This is a genomic window from Pseudomonas sp. Soil_N_39 (assembly GCF_057655955.1).
The window spans coordinates 398,532-416,652 of the sequence record NZ_JBDGLI010000004.1; the positions used below are offsets into that span (position 1 = coordinate 398,532).

General features: G+C 60.8%; 14 protein-coding genes and 2 pseudogenes. 7 read left to right on the top strand and 9 right to left on the bottom strand.

The annotated features are described in order from the left end of the window. Positions 1-15: 15 nt before the first annotated feature. From AC3A5O_RS09055 to AC3A5O_RS09070, 4 genes are all read right to left on the bottom strand, one after another. Entirely contained in the window at positions 16-789 is a 774-nt protein-coding gene (locus AC3A5O_RS09055) for an EboA domain-containing protein (RefSeq protein WP_305467416.1), read from the bottom strand. Further along, on the bottom strand, positions 786-1,676 hold the full coding sequence (locus AC3A5O_RS09060) for a UbiA family prenyltransferase (RefSeq protein ID WP_122565791.1): 891 nt from the start codon (positions 1,674-1,676) through the stop codon (positions 786-788). Before AC3A5O_RS09060 ends, AC3A5O_RS09055 begins: the two co-directional genes overlap by 4 nt. After that, positions 1,673-3,547: a 3-dehydroquinate synthase gene (locus AC3A5O_RS09065; protein ID WP_305481764.1), complete on the bottom strand. Its 1,875-nt coding sequence runs from the start codon at positions 3,545-3,547 to the stop codon at positions 1,673-1,675. The genes AC3A5O_RS09060 and AC3A5O_RS09065 overlap by 4 nt, the downstream gene beginning before the upstream one ends. Positions 3,548-3,786: 239 nt before the next feature. Continuing rightward, the gene (locus AC3A5O_RS09070) at positions 3,787-4,602 is read right to left on the bottom strand and encodes a helix-turn-helix transcriptional regulator (RefSeq protein ID WP_122565789.1); all 816 of its coding nucleotides are present in this window, start codon (positions 4,600-4,602) and stop codon (positions 3,787-3,789) included. A 92-nt stretch (positions 4,603-4,694) separates the two neighbouring features. On the opposite strand from AC3A5O_RS09070, the gene AC3A5O_RS09075 reads away from it, so the two are divergent. After that, positions 4,695-5,651: a threonine dehydratase gene (locus AC3A5O_RS09075; protein WP_305481763.1), complete on the top strand. Its 957-nt coding sequence runs from the start codon at positions 4,695-4,697 to the stop codon at positions 5,649-5,651. 386 nt (positions 5,652-6,037) lie between these two features. Here AC3A5O_RS09075 and AC3A5O_RS09080 read toward each other — a convergent pair whose 3' ends face one another. Together AC3A5O_RS09080 and gstA are read right to left on the bottom strand one after the other, a co-directional pair. Further along, on the bottom strand, positions 6,038-6,988 hold the full coding sequence (locus tag AC3A5O_RS09080; protein ID WP_122565786.1) for a DNA/RNA non-specific endonuclease: 951 nt from the start codon (positions 6,986-6,988) through the stop codon (positions 6,038-6,040). Positions 6,989-7,117: 129 nt separating this feature from the next. Next, a complete protein-coding gene (gstA, locus tag AC3A5O_RS09085; RefSeq protein ID WP_122565873.1) occupies positions 7,118-7,717 on the bottom strand; it encodes a glutathione transferase GstA in 600 nt (199 codons plus the stop codon). A 113-nt stretch (positions 7,718-7,830) separates the two neighbouring features. Between gstA and AC3A5O_RS09090 the strand changes: the two genes are divergently transcribed. The 3 genes and pseudogenes from AC3A5O_RS09090 to AC3A5O_RS09100 form a co-directional block, all read left to right on the top strand. Further along, a complete protein-coding gene (locus tag AC3A5O_RS09090) occupies positions 7,831-8,736 on the top strand; it encodes a transcriptional regulator GcvA (RefSeq protein ID WP_305467409.1) in 906 nt (301 codons plus the stop codon). A gap of 175 nt (positions 8,737-8,911) precedes the next feature. Further along, positions 8,912-9,589 (top strand): annotated as a pseudogene (locus AC3A5O_RS09095) (PAS domain-containing protein); the annotation flags it as partial. 114 nt (positions 9,590-9,703) lie between these two features. Further along, a pseudogene (locus AC3A5O_RS09100) lies at positions 9,704-10,177 on the top strand (methyl-accepting chemotaxis protein); the annotation flags it as partial. On the opposite strand, the gene AC3A5O_RS09105 reads toward AC3A5O_RS09100, so the two are convergent. From AC3A5O_RS09105 to AC3A5O_RS09115, 3 genes are all read right to left on the bottom strand, one after another. Further along, entirely contained in the window at positions 10,158-11,807 is a 1,650-nt protein-coding gene (locus tag AC3A5O_RS09105) for an ATP-binding response regulator (RefSeq protein ID WP_240998429.1), read from the bottom strand. The pseudogene AC3A5O_RS09100 and the gene AC3A5O_RS09105 sit on opposite strands and share 20 nt — an antisense overlap. A 92-nt stretch (positions 11,808-11,899) precedes the next feature. Then, on the bottom strand, positions 11,900-12,397 hold the full coding sequence (locus AC3A5O_RS09110) for a hypothetical protein (RefSeq protein ID WP_122565783.1): 498 nt from the start codon (positions 12,395-12,397) through the stop codon (positions 11,900-11,902). A gap of 316 nt (positions 12,398-12,713) precedes the next feature. Further along, entirely contained in the window at positions 12,714-13,352 is a 639-nt protein-coding gene (locus AC3A5O_RS09115; RefSeq protein ID WP_122565782.1) for a response regulator, read from the bottom strand. Positions 13,353-13,452: 100 nt separating this feature from the next. Here AC3A5O_RS09115 and AC3A5O_RS09120 point away from each other — a divergent pair, with 100 nt between their 5' ends. The 3 genes from AC3A5O_RS09120 to AC3A5O_RS09130 all read left to right on the top strand — a co-directional run bounded on the left by AC3A5O_RS09120 (position 13,453) and on the right by AC3A5O_RS09130 (position 18,049). Further along, a complete protein-coding gene (locus tag AC3A5O_RS09120; protein WP_122565781.1) occupies positions 13,453-15,060 on the top strand; it encodes an ATP-binding response regulator in 1,608 nt (535 codons plus the stop codon). Between the two features lie 174 nt (positions 15,061-15,234). Then, positions 15,235-17,289, top strand: coding sequence for a 2Fe-2S iron-sulfur cluster-binding protein (locus AC3A5O_RS09125; protein ID WP_122565780.1), 2,055 nt, complete (start codon positions 15,235-15,237; stop codon positions 17,287-17,289). 130 nt (positions 17,290-17,419) lie between these two features. After that, positions 17,420-18,049, top strand: a complete 630-nt coding sequence (locus AC3A5O_RS09130) for a glutathione S-transferase family protein (RefSeq protein ID WP_305481761.1) — start codon at positions 17,420-17,422, stop codon at positions 18,047-18,049. Positions 18,050-18,121: the final 72 nt, after the last annotated feature.

Here is an 18,121-nt window from a genome sequence, read left to right on the forward strand (position 1 = left end):
GGGGACGGGCGGGTTTCAGTTCGGCAAAGTGCCGCCCAGGTGCGCGTGCCATGGCGGCGGCAAGCGTTGTTGCTGAGCCAGGCCGGCCAGGCGCTGACGTTGCGCCGGGCTCAGCAGGGTGAAGGCAATCACGTGAGGCAGGCCGACGGACACCGTTCGTTCGGCGGCGAGTTGTTCGTCCAACAGGTCGAGGGCCAACTGGTTGAGGGTGACGCTGTGGCGTTGCGTCAGGCCGATCAGGCGTCGTACGTCGAGGCCCATGCCCAGCGCCTTTAACACCAGTTGGTTGAAGGCCCGTTCGTCGTAGTGACGCGACGGATAGGCGGTGTCCAGGGCGAGGGCGGCGAACACCTGACTGTTGCTGGTGCGCCCGGCCTGAAGGGCAAGCTCGACGCACAGCCCTCGGCAATCGAGCCAGTCAAGGGCCTTCAAGGTGGCGATTTTTTCCTGGTCGTCGCCCCACAGGAACAACTGGCGCAGCAGGGGCACCTGCTCGGCGCCGGGTTGTTGCTCCAGGACCTGGGCCAGCAGCAACGCCCGCGCGAGCTGGACATTGCTCCAGCCGTCAGTGCCGGGCTGGGCACGCTCCTTGAGGTTGCGCTTGCACTGGCCGCTCAGGAGCGCCGCGGTGTTGGCGTCCGGGTGTTGGGCAAGTTGCGCCTGTGCCAAGAGCCACCATTGCCGTTCGCTTTCATCGAGTGACTGGATGAAATTCCGGCGTTGTTCGTTCAGACAGTCGTGGCGCATGTCGAGGGCCGCCGATGCCGGTGCAGTAACGTCCGTGTTCATGTTGGTTTGATCCAGCGTTGGAAATGAGGAAGCAGGAAAAACACCAGGACACATAACAGGCTACCCAGCGGCTGGTTGGCGACGGCCAGCACCAGGGCATCGAACAGCGGCAGGGCGGCCAGGCCTGCACCGATAAAGGCGCGAACCTTCCGTTGCCGCGGGTTGGCCAGGTTGCGCCAGTAGTGCCAGCCCAACCAGCCAAGCCATATCAGCAGGACCGGCCAGAACCAGGCGTTGTCTGCGTAGATCGCCAACGCCAGTGGGCTCAGCATCAGCAGCAGCGGGAGGCGACTGATCAGTTGGTTGCGATGTTCCTGGCGGGCCAGGTAGGTCAGGCCGCTGATGTAGACGCCGAGTAAAATGGCGCAGAGCCAGATCGGTTCGGGTGGCATCGCCAGGCTGGCCGCCGCGGTGAGGTAGAGCGTCGAGCGGCAGGCACCCATCAGCCAGACGCTGTGGGCATATTTTTTGTGCAGCAGGTTGTAGCCGAGAATGCAGCCCACCAACAGGGTGGCGCTGCCCAGCAACCAATGCGGCTGCTCGATCAGCCGGCTCAGCCCCAGCAGCGCGACTGCGGCCAGCACCAGCAGCAGCGCCGTGGCCAACCGCACTTGCTGACGGCTGACCAGGCCCAGGGTGATGGGGCGGGGATTATGGTGTTGTTGGTCCCAGTCGGCGTCCAACAGGTCATTCAACAACATGCCGGCCAGGTACAGCAGCGACAGGGCCGCCAGCAACAGGAGCCACACCAGGGACGACGGCGGTGCCAGGGCGCCGGCACTGCTGGCGAGCAGGGCGGCGGCCAGGGTGTTGGTCCATACCGTGGGCAGGTTGGACACGCGGCCGAGGGTCATCCAGGTCTTGAGGTCCGGCGACGACGGGTTCATTGCACGCAGCTCTGGTTCAGGGTGGGTGCAAGCTCGAGCTGGGTGGACAGCCGCTGCAAGGCTTGCTCCATTCGTGCGGTATCGATTTCGTGCAAGTCCACCGACTCGCCGATCCGGCTGAGCATGGGGATGGAAAGTTGCCCGCCCAAATGCTGGCGGAATTCTTCCAGCCCGAGCAGAACCTGCGAGCGTCCCTGTGTATCTTTCAAGGTCAGCTCCGGCGGGTTCAGGCAGAAGCCGAGCTTGAGCAGCAGGCGCAGCACCCGGTCGCTGTCGACGTCGCTCAACAGCCCCAGGGCATTGGCATAGAGCCCATCCAGGGCCATGCCCACCGCGACGGCTTCACCATGGCGCAGTCGATGGTGGCTGAGGTTTTCCAGTTTGTGGGCGGCCCAGTGCCCGTAGTCCAAAGGCCGCCCATTACCGCGCTCAAAGGGGTCTCCGGCACCGGTGATGTGCGCCAGGTGCAGTTCGGCGCAACGGCGGATCGCGTAGCGGCTGGCTGCATGATCGAACTGGGCGAGGGCGTCGGCCTGTTGCTCCATCCACTGGAAAAACGCCGGGTCCTTGATCAGCGCCACTTTGACCGCCTCGGCCAGCCCGGCGATCTGATCGCGCCGGGTCAGGCTGGTCAGCAATTGAAAGTCGTTGATGACCGCGGTGGCGGGATAGAAAGCCCCGAGCAGGTTCTTCTGGCCAAAGGCGTTGATGCCGTTTTTCACACCGATCCCGGCGTCGTTCTGGGCGAGCACGGTGCTGGGGATGCGAATCAGGCGAATGCCGCGGTGGAAGGTGGCGCAGGCGTAGCCCACCGCATCGAGCACCGCGCCGCCACCGAGGGCCAGCACATAGCAATGCCGGTCCAAGCCATGTTGCAGCATGTCGCTGTACAGCTGCTGCAACACCTGTGAATCCTTGCTCGACTCGCCGGCCGGGACCGCGATGGGCGGTGCCTGCAAATGCAGGTCCGGAAAATGACTGGCAAAGTAGGCATTGATTTGTTCCAGCAGGTGCGGGGTGCTGTGCAGCAGTTGTTCATCGGCGAACACCAGCACCGTGACCTGGCCCCGGTGCCCGGTCATGAGCTGGCGGTGCAAACAGGGATTGAGCGGGTCGAATACATGATCGGTGAACACCACCGGGTAGTCGTAGCTGACCTTGAAACGCCCGTGCAAAGGCGGCTCCGCGCCGTGCCGGCGAATGCTCTTGAACAGGCTGTACCCGGCGATGAACAGCCCAGGCAATACCATGCTGGCGAGCAGCGTCACCAACAGCGCGTTCTGTTCGACGAGGAAGGTGCCGATGGCACTGTAGGCCAATGCGAGGCCGGCATTGGCCAGGGTGGTGACCAGGATGAATGCGCGTAATGGATAACGTTGCATGCCGGCGGCGACGACCGAGGTTTCCGCCAGTACCGGGACGCCGCGCAGGCAGATCAACGACAGCGTGCCCAACCGGTAGGCCAGTTGCCCCGGTTGGCGTTGATGCAGGCCCAGGCGGCCGGACAGCAGACGGAAGTAGCCGGCCCCCAGCGCATAACCCAGCCCGGCGCCCAGGCACAGGCCGACGAAAATCACCAGGTAACCCCCCAGGCTGCCGAGCATCGCCACGGCCAGCAGCGCGACCATGCTCGACGGCACCGGCAGCACCACGTCCAGCGCCAGCAGGGCAATCAGCAGCAAGGCCAGGTTGAGTTTCTGCGCGGGCGTCGAGGGCAGGTACAGGTTGATATGGGTCAGCAAGCCCTGGATCTGTTGTTCGAATAACAGGAAGCTGGCGATCACCAGGCCTGAAAAGCAAACCAATGACAGCCAGAAATGTACGGCTGGTCCTTTTTGCGAGAGCAAACGATACCCACGGCCATGCTTCATCAAGCATCCCTCTTGTTGTTATGACTGATTCCGTGTCAGTAATTAAAAGCAACGCCAAGTGTGTTTTTCAGGCCAATAGACGCTCTCGCCCAAGGGGCTGTCAGGTGTGGTTGAAGATGTGGTTGGAGACAGGTTTGAATCTAGACGGCCAGGGTATTTTTGCAAGGCGATCTGATGGCAATTTGATTGGGGGGACTTCGCCCTTCAGCTGACCCGCATCAGCCGCTTGTGCTGCGCATTCAGGGCCTCGAATACCCGCGCAACTGCGCCGGGCTGACGCCAAGGCGTTGCTTGAACAGCGTGGTCATGTGCGCCTGGGAATTGAAGCCGCAGGTGTGCGCGATGTCGGTCAGCCGGGCGCTTGAATCACGCATCAGCGCCCGTGCCTTGGCGAGGCGTCGGTCGATCAGGTAACTGTGTGGGCTTTTGCCGGTTGCCTGCTTGAAGGCCCGCATGAAATAACCCTCGGACAAACCCAGTAGCCCAGCCATTTCCTTGACTCCCAGCGGACCGCCGAGATCGGCGTCGATGAATTCATCGAGCAGGCGCATCCGGTTGCCCGTGATGGAACCTTGAGGGCGTGCCGAAAACGTTTTTTGGTCTTTCACCCGTTCAGCCAGCCCGAGCGCCCAGGCTTCCCAATCGCCCTCTGTCGTTGCACGCAGCAGTGCGCTGCGCATGCTCAAGGCGAGGGTGATGGCCTGCGGGTCAATACGATTGTTGAACGCATGTTCTCCCGGCAACGTCATGCCGTCGGTGCGCGCCACTCGCAGGTATTCACCGCCCCTGGGGGATTCGGAGAACACGTCGCATCCGGCGGGGACGAATGCCAGGCCGTTGGGTAGCGCCTCGAAGGGCAGCACACGATCACTGCCGATGGCGTGCATGCCGCGCTGGCTGTCGAAGGCAAAACCGATCGCCGACTGGGTCGCGACATAGCGGGTCGCGTAGGCGCAACCGGGCAGCAATTCGATCGCCCAAGGCCCTGCCTCGATACGACGGACCGATTCAGTTTGGGGCGGTGGTTGGCGGTTTCGCGGGTTCATGAGCAGCATAGTAGTGAAGAGCGGGCCCGAAAGTCAGGTCAGTTTTCTGAAAGCCCGCCGCTGGCGCGCTGATTAGACTGGGCAAAACCTGGAGGCCCATCATGCACACACTGACCCGCGACGACATCGAACACGCTGCCCGCCATCTCTACCAGTTCATGCCCGCCACTGCCCAATACGCCTGGCCGTTGCTGGCTGAACGGTTGGGTTGCACGGTGTGGGTCAAGCACGAGAATCACACCCCGACGGGGGCCTTCAAGGTGCGCGGTGGCCTGACCTTCGTGCGCTGGCTCAAGCGCGAGCACCCCGAGGCGAAAGGCATTGTCACAGCGACGCGCGGCAACCATGGCCAGAGCCTGGCGCTGGCGGCCACTGCACTGGGTTTGAAAGCCTTGATCGTTGTGCCGCAAGGTAACTCGGTGGAGAAGAACAATGCCATGCGTGGCTTTGGTGGCGAAGTGGTCGAGTATGGCCGCGATTTCGATGAGGCCCGGGAAGAGGCTGCACGCCTGGCCCATGCACAGGGGCTCTACCTGGTGCCGCCGTTCCATCCGGAGTTGGTCAAGGGCGTGGCGACCTATGGGCTTGAGCTGTTCAAGGCGGTGCCGGATCTCGACACTGTCTATGTGCCGATAGGTTGTGGCTCGGGGATCTGCGCAGTCATCGCCGCTCGCGACGCCTTGGGGCTGAAAACCCAGGTGGTGGGCGTCGTGTCCACCGAGGCCGTCGCGGCGAAGTTGTCCTTTGAAACGGGAAGGCTGTGTGAGACCCCTTCGGCGAATACCTTTGCCGACGGTTTGGCCGTGCGTAGACCCATTCCCGAGGCCTTTGCCATCTACGGAGCCGCTGCGGCGCGGATCGTCGCGGTCAGCGACGGGGAAATTGCCGAGGCCATGCGGGTGTATTACACCGATACGCATAACCTCGCCGAGGGAGCAGGCGCCGCGGCCTTGGCGGCACTCATGCAGGAGCGTGAAACAATGCGGGGGAAAAAAGTGGGGGTGATTCTGTCCGGTGGGAATATTGACCGGCCGGTGTATGCCCGATTGATTGGCTGAGCCATGGGGGCGGGAGATTCCTCGTCCGACTCTCGAACTTACAGGGAACACCACCATGATGAACGCCATGCCGATGCCGATGATGGTCTGCACCTGCTGATTTGTTGCTAAGGACGGTGTGTATATCCGTCTCTGCGGTAACGGCCACTGACGGAAAACCTGTGGGAGCGAGCTTGCTCGCGATAGCGGTGGGTCAGCTTGCGATGATGTTGAATGTGCCGCCGCCATCGCGAGCAAGCTCGCTCCCACATTGGATTTTCAGCAGACACAAAACTCATGTACACCGCAAACCTGTGGGAGCGAGCTTGCTCGCGATAGCGGTGGGTCAGCTTGTAATGATGTTGAATGTGCCGCCGTCATCGCGAGCAGGCTCGCTCCCACCGTTTTCAAAGACGGATGTCCTCGGGCCCACGGATCGGCGCTTCAATCCTCGTCCCGGTCAGTCGTTCTTCGTTGGAGAAGCCGTCATAGTCAGCCAAGCCGGCAAAGCGGATACCGGTCAGCGCTTCGATTTGATCGACGCTGCGCCGGTAGGTCTTGAGTGCCCCGAACACCAATTCCAATTGTTCCAGCTCCTGGCGCTGGTCAATCATGTAGGCACTGGCCGAAGGTTTGCCGTCGTCACCGAGAAAGGCCACGACTTTCCAGAAGGCGGTGGGGATCTGTACGCCTCTGTACGTTTGATCATCGTCCCGGAACAACGGCCCGGTAAATATCGTCGCCCTGGCTTTCCACCGGCGTGTGTTATCGAGGATGTAATCCTCAAGTTCAAGCCAGGTTTTCTGATTGAAGGCTGCCATCTGCGGCGAGCAGTTGGTGAAGTGGAAGGTGTCGTTGTTGGCGGTCTGTGCGTCAGGCCCCCAATTGGGATCCTGTCGTCTGACCAGATGACCGCGATCCAGTAAATTGCCGGCGTACAGCGCTTCGCCAATCTGGGCGTCGCTGGGGATTCGACCGTCGTAGGCCCAGGCATCACGACGCCGGTCGATCTCGACGCTGCTGGCGCCATCGATGTTGACGCCCGCCACCAGGGCCAGACGTCGCCGTCGCGAAAGCATGATGGAGAAGTGCTGATAATCCAGGCGATTGTCGGCGGTGCCGGTCGGGTAGATGTCATCGACCAACGTCGCTTCCACGCTCGGCCAAGGCACTATGAAGTCGCCCAGAAAGCCGCTGTCGTATCCCTGCCGGTCTTGCAACTGCACCGCCGGCGTGACGGTGGGCTCTGCCTGTTTGCGCAGGGTGCCGGACACGCGCCTGGCGGTTTCCTGCAGCGGATGCAGATCGGCAAGCCGTGGTCGGTGGGCGAAATCCACCTGGAGTCCTTGCGGTGGCATGATCCTACCTCGCTGAATGGGAACGAAAGTAATCAGCAAACCTAGCGATCATGCTCCGGCACCATGAAATTTTTATGATGCTGCGTGGGAACAAAACACCGCGCAGCGAAGTTGATCGTCGACCTGTGGTTATGCCGCCTCCGCTGCCATCGCCGCCCGAACGCTGGGGCGTGCTGCGATTCGGGCCATGAACGACGCCAGCACCGGCCAGTCCCCGATCTCGATATTGAACAACGGCAACCAGCTCAAAACGGTGAACAGATAGCCATCAGCCAGGCCGAAGCGGCCCATCAGGTAGTCCTGTCGTGCAAGGGCCTGGCTGAGGTAGTCCAGACGCTTGAACAGTTTTGCCCTGAAGATCGCTTTGCTTGGTTCGGCAATGTCGGCGTTGAACAGCGGGGCGCAACCGCTGTGGATTTCGGCACTGATGAAGTTCAACCACTCCTGCAGGCGAACCCGCTCCCAGGTGCCATTGGCCGGGGCTAGCGTGTTTCCGGGCACCAGGTCGGCCAGGTACTGGACAATGACGGGCCCCTCGGTCAACACGCTGCCGTTATCCAGCACCAAGGCGGCCACGTAACCCTTGGGGTTGATGGTCAGAAAGTCGAGCGCGTCGGCGGTGCGCTTGGTCTTGTTGTCGACCCGGATCAATTCAAAAGGCAGGCCCAATTCTCGCAGCACGATGTGCGGGGACAATGAGCAGGTCATGGGGGCAAAGTACAGTTTCATGGTTTCCTCACAGACGGGGAACGGGCCGCCAGAATCGGTGAGGCTCGGAACATTTTCAAAGGACATCTTCAGTGCTAGCGTATGACAAAATCTCATGAGCACAGCAAACCTCCATGGCCAGCCGAATCCCTTCTCTCAACGGCCTGAAAGCATTCGAGTCAGCCGCCAGGCACATGAGCTTTACCCAAGCCGCAGCAGAGCTGAACGTCACTCAAACAGCCATAAGCCATCAGATTCGCCGGCTCGAAGAGGAGTTGGGCGTGCGCTTGTTCCTGCGGCTCAAGGACGGTCTGGCCCTGACCCGTGAAGGTCAGGCCTATTTCCCAGGCGTTCGGTCGGCCTTCCATGAACTGCGCTATTGCACGGAGACGTTGCTGGAAAGCCGCAACAACAGCGTCTTGACGATCAGTACTCTGGTTTCGTTTGCCTCCAAATGGTTGCTGCCGCGGCTGGCGTCCTTCCAACAAGCGTTCCCGCATATTGATGTGCGTGTCACCGCATCCACGGAACGGGTGGACTTTCGTAAGGGCGGCGTCGATGCGGCCATTCGTTACGGCGTCGGTGACTGGAAGGGTGTGCGGGCCGACTGGCTGATGGCCGACGAAATCTTCCCGGTGTGCAGCCCCAGGCTGCTGCAAGGTCCCGCCCCCTTGCAGGACCCTGGCGACCTGGCCCAGCACACCTTGTTGCAGGTCAGCGGGGTGACCAGTGGCGACTGGGCTTCGTGGTTGAGTGCCGCTGGCCAACCGAAAAGACTGGCCGAAGGCAGCCGGCTGACCTTCGACCTGGCCATGATGGCCGTACAGGCGGCGGTTGATGGCCTGGGGGTGTGCATCGGCCGTTCAACGTATGTCGAGGATGACCTGAAGGCGGGACGCTTGGTTGCACCCTTTGATCTGCGGTTGAAGGATGGCCTGGGCTTTTACTTCGTCACCCCCCACGAACTGGCCGATGCGCCAAAGGTGCAGGCCTTTAGAACCTGGTTGATGGATTCGGTGAGTTTTGGCGCCGAAACATGATTACAGATACCGTTCAGTCCCCAGCCAACCAGCCGATATACACATAGAAGGTCCGGTTGTTTTCAGGGTTCACCGAGGGTACGTCATGTTTAATAAAAAACTAAAAAATGAACTGACGGCTAGGACGGCCGAATTGGCAACTTACAAAGGACTGGTCGGGGCCTTGGATAGGTCGATGGCTGTTATCGAGTTCAGCCCCGACGGCAAGGTCCTTCGGGCGAACGAGAATTTCCTGAGCACGATGGGGTACCGTGCAGAACAATTGGCCGGCCTGTCCCATCGGGATTTCTGCACCCCTGCGCTGGCGGGCAGCGCCGAGTACCGCGAGTTCTGGAACCAGTTGCGCGCCGGTCAATTCGTGTCCGGCACGTTTCAACGCCGCAGCGCCTCAGGCCAGAACGTGTGGCTGGAAGCCAGCTATAACCCGGTGGTGGACGAGCAAGGCCGCGTCGTGAAGGTGGTCAAGTACGCACTGGATGTCACCGTCAGGGTGGCCAATGAGGCCGAGACACGTGGCCGGCTGGCGGCCCTCGACCGGGCCATGGCGGTTATCGAGTTCGACCTGGACGGCAACATCCTGACCGCCAATGACAACTTCATGAATGTCATGCATTACTCACTCGCTGAACTCAAGGGCAAGCACCACCGGATGTTTTGCGAACCGAGCCTGGTGGGCAGCTCGGAGTACAGTGATTTCTGGCGTCGTCTCAACGCCGGTGAGTTTTTCAGCGGTCAATTCAAGCGCCTCGGCAAAAACGGCAAAGTCGTCTGGCTGGAAGCCAGCTACAACCCGGTCTACGACGCCGAAGGCAAGTTGTGTAAGGTTGTGAAGTTCGCCAGCGACATCACCGAACGGGTGGAGAAATTCGAAGAGGATTCGCGCGGCGCCTCCCGTGCGTACCACATCTCCGCCGAAACCGAACGCGTGGCCGAGCAGGGCGCCCAGGTGATCCACCAGACCGCCAAGGAGATGCGTGAGATCGCCGACAACATCGGCGCCTCCGCACGCCTGGTTGGACAATTGGGGGCTCGTTCGGAAGAGATCACGGCCATCGTCAACACCATTCGCGGCATTGCCGACCAGACCAACCTGCTGGCCCTCAACGCGGCCATCGAGGCGGCGCGGGCCGGCGATCAGGGAAGGGGGTTCGCGGTGGTGGCCGACGAAGTCCGGCAACTGGCCGGGCGTACCAGCCGCTCCACCTCGGAGATTGCTGAAATGATCGGCATGATCCTCTCCGAAACCCGCGATGCCGTCGCGAGTATGAACGTGACCCATGAGGGCGCCTTGCGCGGCGTCACCCTGGCAGACCAGGCCGGATCGGTCATCGTGCAGATCAGGAACGGGACCACCGACGCCCTCGATGCGGTCAGCATGTTTGCGTCCAAGCTCGACGAGTCCGAGGTGATCCCCAAGACGGCTATCGGCTGGGTGGGTTGAAGTGAGCTGAGTCCATGCCCTGGCGATCCATGTGCTTGACCCGTTCAAGCAGTACCGCTCGCAGCTCTGGCGGTCGCACGGGCTTGGCCAGCACCGAGATGTTCAGGCTGTGCAGCGATTGGCGTATCCGCTCGATCTCATGCCCGGTGATGACCAGCGCCGGGACTTGCCAGCCGCGCTGCTCGCGTATCGCGGCGATGCATTCGGAGCCGGAAACCTTCGTACCCAGGTCGAAGTCGGCAATGATGATGTCGCAATCGCTGGTCAGCCCTTCGCCGTCGCTGTGGGTTTCCACCTCGCAGCCCCATTTTTCCAGGAGCGCCGATGTCGCCATCAGGACGTTGGCGTCGTCTTCCACCAAGCACACCCGTAATCCGTCCAAGCGATGCTGGACGGGTAACACCTTGGGCTCCATGGCCCTTGGCGCCGCCAGTTCCAGGCCGCTGATCGCCACCTGGGTGCCTTGTCCTACGGTGGAACGGATATGTATATCGACACCGAGTATCTGGCTGATGCGCTTGACGATGGACAGGCCCAGGCCAAGGCCCTCGACATCCTTGTCGCGCACATGGCGCACGCGGTAGAACTCCTTGAACACTTCGGGCAAATGTTCGGCGGCAATGCCGCGCCCCTTGTCGTAGATCACCACGGCCAGGCGCGTGCCCTGGCGCCGCACACCGATCAGCACCGGTTGGCCGGGCGCGTATTTGAGGGCGTTGGACAGCAGGTTCTGGACCATTGTGGTCAGCATGCCTGGATTGACGCTGACCCAGTAAGGACAGGCGCGCAGGCGCAATTCGACCCCGGCCCAGCGAGCCGCCTCGGTGTTCTGCTTGACGACGTCCTGCAATAACGCTCCCAAATGGACGGTGTCCGCCTTCGGCATCAGTTGGCCGTGGTCCAGGGTGTAGATGTCGAGGATCGAACGGAACAGCTGCGATACGGTGTGCAGCGAACGGTCGATGTTGTCCACCAGCCGCAATTCTTCCAGGCCCAGCCTGGCGTCACGCAGGCAGGCGGTGAACAGGCCGATGGAATGAATGGGTTGGCGCAGGTCATGGCTGGCCTGGGCCAGGAACCGTGATTTCTCCTGGTTGGCCGCCATGGCTTCTTCGGAGGCAATGCGTGTGCGCTTGAGCAAAATGTGTGCGTAGGCGGGCACCACGATGGTGGTGACGATCACCATCAGGAACATGTAGGGCTGGGTGTGCCAGAATGGGTTGAGCCAGAAAACCAGCACCAGGGTCGACAGCGCGATAACGGTTGCCAGTGCCAGGTAGCGCGAGCCGAAGCGCATGCCATTGCCCAAGGTAACCCAGAGCAGCGCGGCGTAGATCGGCAGTGCGCTTTCACCGCCCAGCACCATGGCGAAAGCGATGCCTGTGTAGTCATGCAGCATCGAGAAGAGGCGTCGCCAGAAGAAGTGTCCCGGCCAACGCTTGATGATCATGCGCAGGAATACCGAGGCGACGATAAACGTCACGATGTAGACGATGATGGGCACGTAGCTTGTGGCATCACCGGGATGGAGACTGGCCAATACGACGATATACAACAGCGCACAGGCGCTGACGGTCAGGCGTAAAGTCGCCTGGTCGAGTTCACTGTTCTTTTCCACTGGCTTTGGCATCTCATGATCTCTGATGCCTCCAAGCGTAGCGGCTAGTCTCGGTGAGGGTTGGGGACAGGCGTGATGCTGTCCCCAATGGACGAGCCATTGCGTCAGTAGACCCTGTAGTACTTCACGACGTCATCGACGAAATAAATGGTCAATACCGAGCCTTGGGTCTGGCTTTGGCCCGTTCTCGTGCCGGTCGCGCTGCTCATGTCATTGGCCACGGTCTGTACCTTGGACAGTTGTGCCGAGGTTTCATACATCTTCAGGCGCGTCTCGGGCGACACGTACTTATGGGCCAGCTTCATGTATTTATCCAGGCCCTCATCACCCTTTTCATAGGTCCAGTTCGACTCGTTGCTGGTGCTGGTCGAATTGAGTTCTTCATTGCTCGGCACGCCGAACATTTGAGTGATCTGGCCTTTTGTCGTCTTGCCCGGAATGATCGTTTGCTTGAGGTAAGCGACGTCGTATTTTTGCGCACCCTGATTCAAGGTGCTCATCAAATTACCCAAGTCAGCGGTGTTTGCACAGCCGTTGAGTACGCCCGCCAGCACGCACAGTGACAATCCGTTTCTAAGTGTTTTTCCATATACGAAGGACATGATGACTTTCCTTGAGTTAATGTCAGGACCCTTCCACTTCAACCGGGCAGTCGGTGAAGTTGACCCAGCATTGCGCCGCCTTTGGGTTTATTTAATCCATAGGCTTTGCACGCCATAACGTTTCGATAGGCACAGTGATACCGCATGGCGAATGGCGCGTTGGCTTTCTTTATGTTTGGCTGTTTGAACAGCCTTTTTAGGGAGCGTCCACAGCTTAGGGGGAGAGTACTGAGCGACGCTATAGTACAAGTGTGCTATCGCCTCGGAGGCGAGCAAGGAGGGTAATGCTCAATGAGTATTGACGGCTGTTACACATTTAATTGTCTGGTTTTTCCGACCATCCGCTATTGCTTGGGAAGTTGGAAAATTGCGCCGCAGCCGCTGCGCGCGTGGGGACACCCAGGGATTTGAGCAGGCTCGAGACATGGATGCGCACCGTGAACGGGGAAATGCCCAGGTCCCGGGCTATCTCCTTGTTGGTCTTGCCGGCCGCGATCAAGCCAAGTACCTGTCGTTGACGCGCAGTCAGTTGGGAAAACGCATCGTCCTGGACCGCGTTTTCGGCTTGATACTTCACCACCACTTCGCCTTCGCGTATTGCCATGATGGCGTCGGCAATGCCGGCGGGATCGATATTCTTGCCGATGAAACCGTCAGCCCCCAGGGCCATCACCTGGGAAATAACATCGATGTCATCCATCATTGAAACCACAATAATGGAAGTCCGTTTGAACTCACTGCGCAACTGGCCGATGACGTGCAGCGATTTGATCCCGGGAAAGCGCAGGTCGAGTATCAGGGAGTCCACTTCCACCCCGGAACGCGCCAGCGTCAATACTTCCTCCAGATTGCCCGCTTGTTCTATGGTGGCTGCCGGCAGAAGCCGTTCGAGGGTTCTCAACATACCTTCACGAAACAAAGGATGGTCATCTGCCACAATGACTCTGCATGTCATGCTTCAGATCCTTCTGATTACAAGTTCGCGCATCGTAACCTAAACGGCCCTTCGGGTTTCAGTTTGAAACAAACTTTCATGTTGGAATAAACCTGTGAATATGACGGAAAAGAATAGCGAGCTTGATCAGGCCACATTGAGGTTGACGGTCGGGGCATGTACTGCGCTGTACATCATTGTGGTGGCCTTTCTGGCCAGTGACTTCGAAACCTATGTACCGATCCTGTGGTACATGGTCTTTTTCTTCGGCACCGCGATCCCGCTACGCATGGCGGTCAAGCGCTGGCCTGGGCACTTCTTCCTGCGTCGTCTTTTTGCCATGACACTGGATTACGCAAGCCTCGCCTTCGCCTTGATCGTGGGCGGGGAGGGCACGCTGCCGGCGTACGCGGCATTGCTCTGGGTAACGTTGGGCAATGGCATGCGTTTCGGCTCGCGCTACCTGGCGCTGGCAACCGGTATCGCGCTGTCGACCCTGGGGGTGATTTTCCTGCTCACACCGTTCTGGCGTGGCCAGCCCTACCTGTTCCTGACGTTGATCGTCACCACCATCGTGGTGCCTGCCTACGCGCATATCCTGCTGACCCGTACCCGCATCGCTTCGCAAGAGGCGATTGCCGCGAACCAGGAAAAATCCCGCTTCCTGGCCCAGGCCAGCCATGACTTGCGCCAACCCATTCATTCCATCGGCCTGTTCACCGCCTGCCTGCGTGACGCCAGGCTGGGCCAGGAAGAGTTGCGACTGGTGGACAATATCGACCGTTCGCTGCACATCGTGTCGCAGCTGTTTCGTTCGATCCTGGACATCTACACTCTCGATAACGGGCAGCTTGAACCGCAGGCCGAACCCGTGCACCTGGGGGCGCTGCTCCAGGACGTGGTCAAGCAGAACACCGAAGCCGCCCGCTGGGCCGGTGTCGAGTTGCGCCTGCGCGCCTGTCCTTACTGGGTCAGCGTCAATCCAGGCATGCTGACCACAATGGTCCAGAACCTGCTGTCCAACGCCCTCAAATACGCGCCCGGCCAACCGGTGCTGATCGGTGTGCGGCGCCAGGGCACGCGCCTGGCCGTGGTGATCTACGACAAGGGGCGCGGCATTGCCGCCGAACATCTGCCTGATGTGTTCAAGGAGTTTTATCGGGTACGCCACGTCCGTGACAAGGACGTCGAGGGTCTGGGTCTGGGGTTGTCTATCGTCAAGCGAATCAGCCACCTGATCCATCTGGACATCCAGCTGGACTCCCGGCTCGGCCAGGGCACACGTGCCATGATCCAAGGGCTGGAAAGGGTCGCGCCAAGGGTGGTGATAGACAGACCGCTGCCCACGCAAAGCCGCTTGCAGGGCTTGCGGGTGTGCCTGGTGGAGGATGACGACAATGTGCTGATGGCGACGTCTGCGCTGTTGGAGAAGTGGGGATGCGAAGTGGAAACCCACAGCGACGGGGTGGGCGTGACCAGTGACTGCGACATCATCATTGCCGACTTCGACCTGGGTACGAAGGTCTCGGGGGCCGAATGCATCGCCGCGATTCGCGAACAACGGGGCTGGGAAGTCCCCGCCATGATCATGACCGGCCATGAGATCGAAAGAATTCGCCACGCTTTGCACCACATGAATATTTCGATCCTCCCCAAGCCGGTGCGACCTCCGGAGTTGCGGGCGACCTTGCTCGAATTGACCAAGCATTTCGCCAGTGTCAGGACCTGAGCCCACCATTCCATTTTATGAAACGGTGGATTGCAGTTTGTGCGTATTCCTGCGCAACCGCTTTGGGCAGAAGATGACTCCAGCCACTTGCATACCCATGCAGAAGGTGGCGGAGAATCCCTAACCGTAGCGCACTGGCGCAGGCGTTCATGCTGCGAGCGCGAGGAGTAGCTGATGGACGAAGCCTTGCAAGCAAAAAACTCGCCCTGGCACGAAGGAGAGCTGACCTTGCAGCGCTCCGTCGGGGCCGTCGACATGATGGCCGGTGTCGGCCAACGGCAACTGGCGCGTACGTGGATGCCGGACCAGCACCGGGAGTTCTACGCCCAACTGCCGTTCGTGGTGCTGGGGGCGGTGGATCGGCAAGGCGATGTGTGGGCGACCCTGCGCGCGGGACAACCGGGGTTCATGAGCTCGCCCGATCCGCAGACCCTTCACATCAACCTTGAGCCCGAGCCGAACGACCCGGCCCAGGAAGGCATGGGCGAGGGGGATGCCATCGGCATGCTGGGGATCGAGTTGCACACCCGTCGGCGTAATCGCATGAACGGCGTCGTGCGCCGTCAGCTTGCCCCGGGGCTGGAGATTGCAGTGAGCCAGGCCTATGGCAACTGCCCTCGCTACATCAACCTGCGCCAGTACCAATTTGTCGACGCGCAGGCCGCCGCACCGCGTCAATTGACCGTGTCAGACCCGCTGGTCCGTCGCCTGGTGACAGAGGCCGATTCGTTCCATATCGCCACCTACGTGGTGCGCGATGGCGAGCGGCAGGTCGATGCTTCCCACCGTGGCGGCAAGCCGGGGTTCGTGCGCATGGATGAAGACGGATCGCTGACCATTCCGGATTTTTCCGGCAACCTGTTCTTCAATACCTTGGGCAACATCCTGCTCAATCCACGGGCCGGGCTGGTGTTCGTCGATTTCCAGACCGGCGATCTGCTGCAAATGAGCGGCTCGGCGCAAGTCCTGCTGGACGATCCCCAGATCAATGCCTTCCAAGGCGCCGAGCGGCTGCTGCGCTTCACGCCGCAACGCATCGTCTATCGCCCGGCCGCCATCGCGCTGCGCTGGAAGGACCAGGACGAGGGCGATTCCCCCAACTCGTTAATGACCGGCAGCTGGGAGCAAGCCGCCGAGCGCTTGCAGGCCGAGGCGCTGCGTAGCCGCTGGCGTTCGTTGCGGGTCGAGCGGGTGGTGGATGAGAGCCACAACATTCGCTCGTTCTACCTGCAGGCGAGCGATGGCTTGGGTTTGCCTCGGTTTGAAGCCGGACAACATTTGCCGGTGCGAATCCAGCTGGAGGGGCAGAAAGCTCCGTCGATCCGGACCTATAGCGTCTCCAGTGCGCCGTCGGATGATTTCCTGCGCATCAGCGTCAAGCGCGATGGATCGGTGTCGTCCCACCTGCATGAGCAGGTGCGGGCGCTGCAGGAGATCGAAGCGCGGGCGCCCCAGGGTCATTTCACCGTCCAGGCCACCGAGCGGCGTCCATTGGTGTTGCTGGCAGCGGGGGTGGGTATCACGCCGTTGTTGTCGATGTTGCGTGAGGTGGTTTACCAGGGACAACGCATCAGTCGTATGCGTCCGGTCTGGTTGCTGCAAAGCGCCCGCTCGGTGGCCGACCTGGCGTTCCGTGAAGAGATCGACGAACTGGCCGCCCGTGCCGGCGACAAGCTCAAGGTCGTGCGCATGGTCAGCCAACCGCCCACTGAGGGAGGGGGCGCGGAAGGCTATGACCTGGCGGGCCGGATCGATGTGGAGTTGCTGAAGAAACTGCTGCCTCTCAATGACTACGACTTCTATTTGTGCGGGCCGGGCAGCTTTACCCAGGCCCTGTACGACGGGCTGCGCAAATTGCGCATCCCTGACGATCGCATCCATGCGGAAACCTTCGGTCCCTCCACCCTGGTGCGTGATCTGGAAGTCAGCATGTCGGCGCCCCAGCAAGTGCCGGCCGCGACTGAAGCGGTAAAGGTCTTGTTCGCCAGTTCCGGCAAGGAGGCCCGTTGGGAGCCCGGCGGTGGAACGCTGCTGGAACTGGCCGAAGCGCGCGGCCTGAACCCGGAATTCAGCTGCCGCGGCGGTTCCTGCGGCACCTGCAAAACCCGCTTGAGCCGCGGTCAGGTGCATTACCTGAGCCAGCCGGCCGAACCGGTTGGCGAAGGTGAAGTGCTGATCTGTTGTGCGGTGCCGGCCCAGGGGAGTGAGCCGTTGGTGCTCGAGGTCTAGGGTTTCTGATCGTTTCACCAGGTGAAATGCTGGATTGTAAAAGCTGGTTATTCCGCTGTCCGGAGCAGGAGCGGAGGATAGCGCCATCGACGCGATCACCGCTTCGAGCCCAAACCACATGGAGTACGTCATGTCTGAGAACGCGATCAAACTTTATCGCCACCCGTTGTCGGGTCACGCCCATCGTGTCGAGCTGATGCTCTCGCTGCTGGGTCTGCCGACCGAGCTGGTATTCGTGGACTTGATGAAAGGCGAGCACAAGACCCCGGAGTTTCTCGCCATCAACAGCTTTGGGCAGGTGCCGGTGATCGATGACAACGGTGTGGTCCTGGCCGACTCGAACGCGATCCTGGTCTACCTCGCAGCCAAGTACGGCAAGGGCCGATGGCTGCCCAGCGATCCGCTCGCCCAGGCTCGGGTGCAGCGCTGGCTTTCGGTGGCCGCGGGCCAGATCAACCAGGGGCCGGCCAATGCCCGGTTGATCACCGTGTTCGGTGCCGGCTATGACGCCGAAGACGCCATCAAACGTTCCCATGTCCTGTTGAAGGTGATGGAGACGGAGCTAGGGCAAAGCCGGTTCCTGGCCGGTGAGCAACCGACTATTGCTGACGTGGCCGCGTACACCTACGTCTCCCATGCGCCGGAAGGCAACGTCGCGCTGACCGACTACCCCAACGTCCGGGCCTGGCTGGGCAGCATCGAAGCCCTGCCGAATTTCGTCGGCATGCAGCGTACCGCCAAGGGCTTGCAGCAAGCCTGAGTCAAACGCAGGAGCTTGCCGGGACGCGTCCTCCGGCAAGCCTCCAGACATAGCAAGTATGTTCAATCTCCC

Coding starts and splice junctions, on each gene's coding strand:
- AC3A5O_RS09055 (WP_305467416.1), bottom strand. CDS start 789: ATGAACACGGACGTTACTGCACCGGCATCGGCGGCCCTCGACATGCGC.
- AC3A5O_RS09060 (WP_122565791.1), bottom strand. CDS start 1,676: ATGAACCCGTCGTCGCCGGACCTCAAGACCTGGATGACCCTCGGCCGC.
- AC3A5O_RS09065 (WP_305481764.1), bottom strand. CDS start 3,547: ATGAAGCATGGCCGTGGGTATCGTTTGCTCTCGCAAAAAGGACCAGCC.
- AC3A5O_RS09070 (WP_122565789.1), bottom strand. CDS start 4,602: ATGCTGCTCATGAACCCGCGAAACCGCCAACCACCGCCCCAAACTGAA.
- AC3A5O_RS09075 (WP_305481763.1), top strand. CDS start 4,695: ATGCACACACTGACCCGCGACGACATCGAACACGCTGCCCGCCATCTC.
- AC3A5O_RS09080 (WP_122565786.1), bottom strand. CDS start 6,988: ATGCCACCGCAAGGACTCCAGGTGGATTTCGCCCACCGACCACGGCTT.
- gstA (WP_122565873.1), bottom strand. CDS start 7,717: ATGAAACTGTACTTTGCCCCCATGACCTGCTCATTGTCCCCGCACATC.
- AC3A5O_RS09090 (WP_305467409.1), top strand. CDS start 7,831: ATGGCCAGCCGAATCCCTTCTCTCAACGGCCTGAAAGCATTCGAGTCA.
- AC3A5O_RS09105 (WP_240998429.1), bottom strand. CDS start 11,807: ATGCCAAAGCCAGTGGAAAAGAACAGTGAACTCGACCAGGCGACTTTA.
- AC3A5O_RS09110 (WP_122565783.1), bottom strand. CDS start 12,397: ATGTCCTTCGTATATGGAAAAACACTTAGAAACGGATTGTCACTGTGC.
- AC3A5O_RS09115 (WP_122565782.1), bottom strand. CDS start 13,352: ATGACATGCAGAGTCATTGTGGCAGATGACCATCCTTTGTTTCGTGAA.
- AC3A5O_RS09120 (WP_122565781.1), top strand. CDS start 13,453: ATGACGGAAAAGAATAGCGAGCTTGATCAGGCCACATTGAGGTTGACG.
- AC3A5O_RS09125 (WP_122565780.1), top strand. CDS start 15,235: ATGGACGAAGCCTTGCAAGCAAAAAACTCGCCCTGGCACGAAGGAGAG.
- AC3A5O_RS09130 (WP_305481761.1), top strand. CDS start 17,420: ATGTCTGAGAACGCGATCAAACTTTATCGCCACCCGTTGTCGGGTCAC.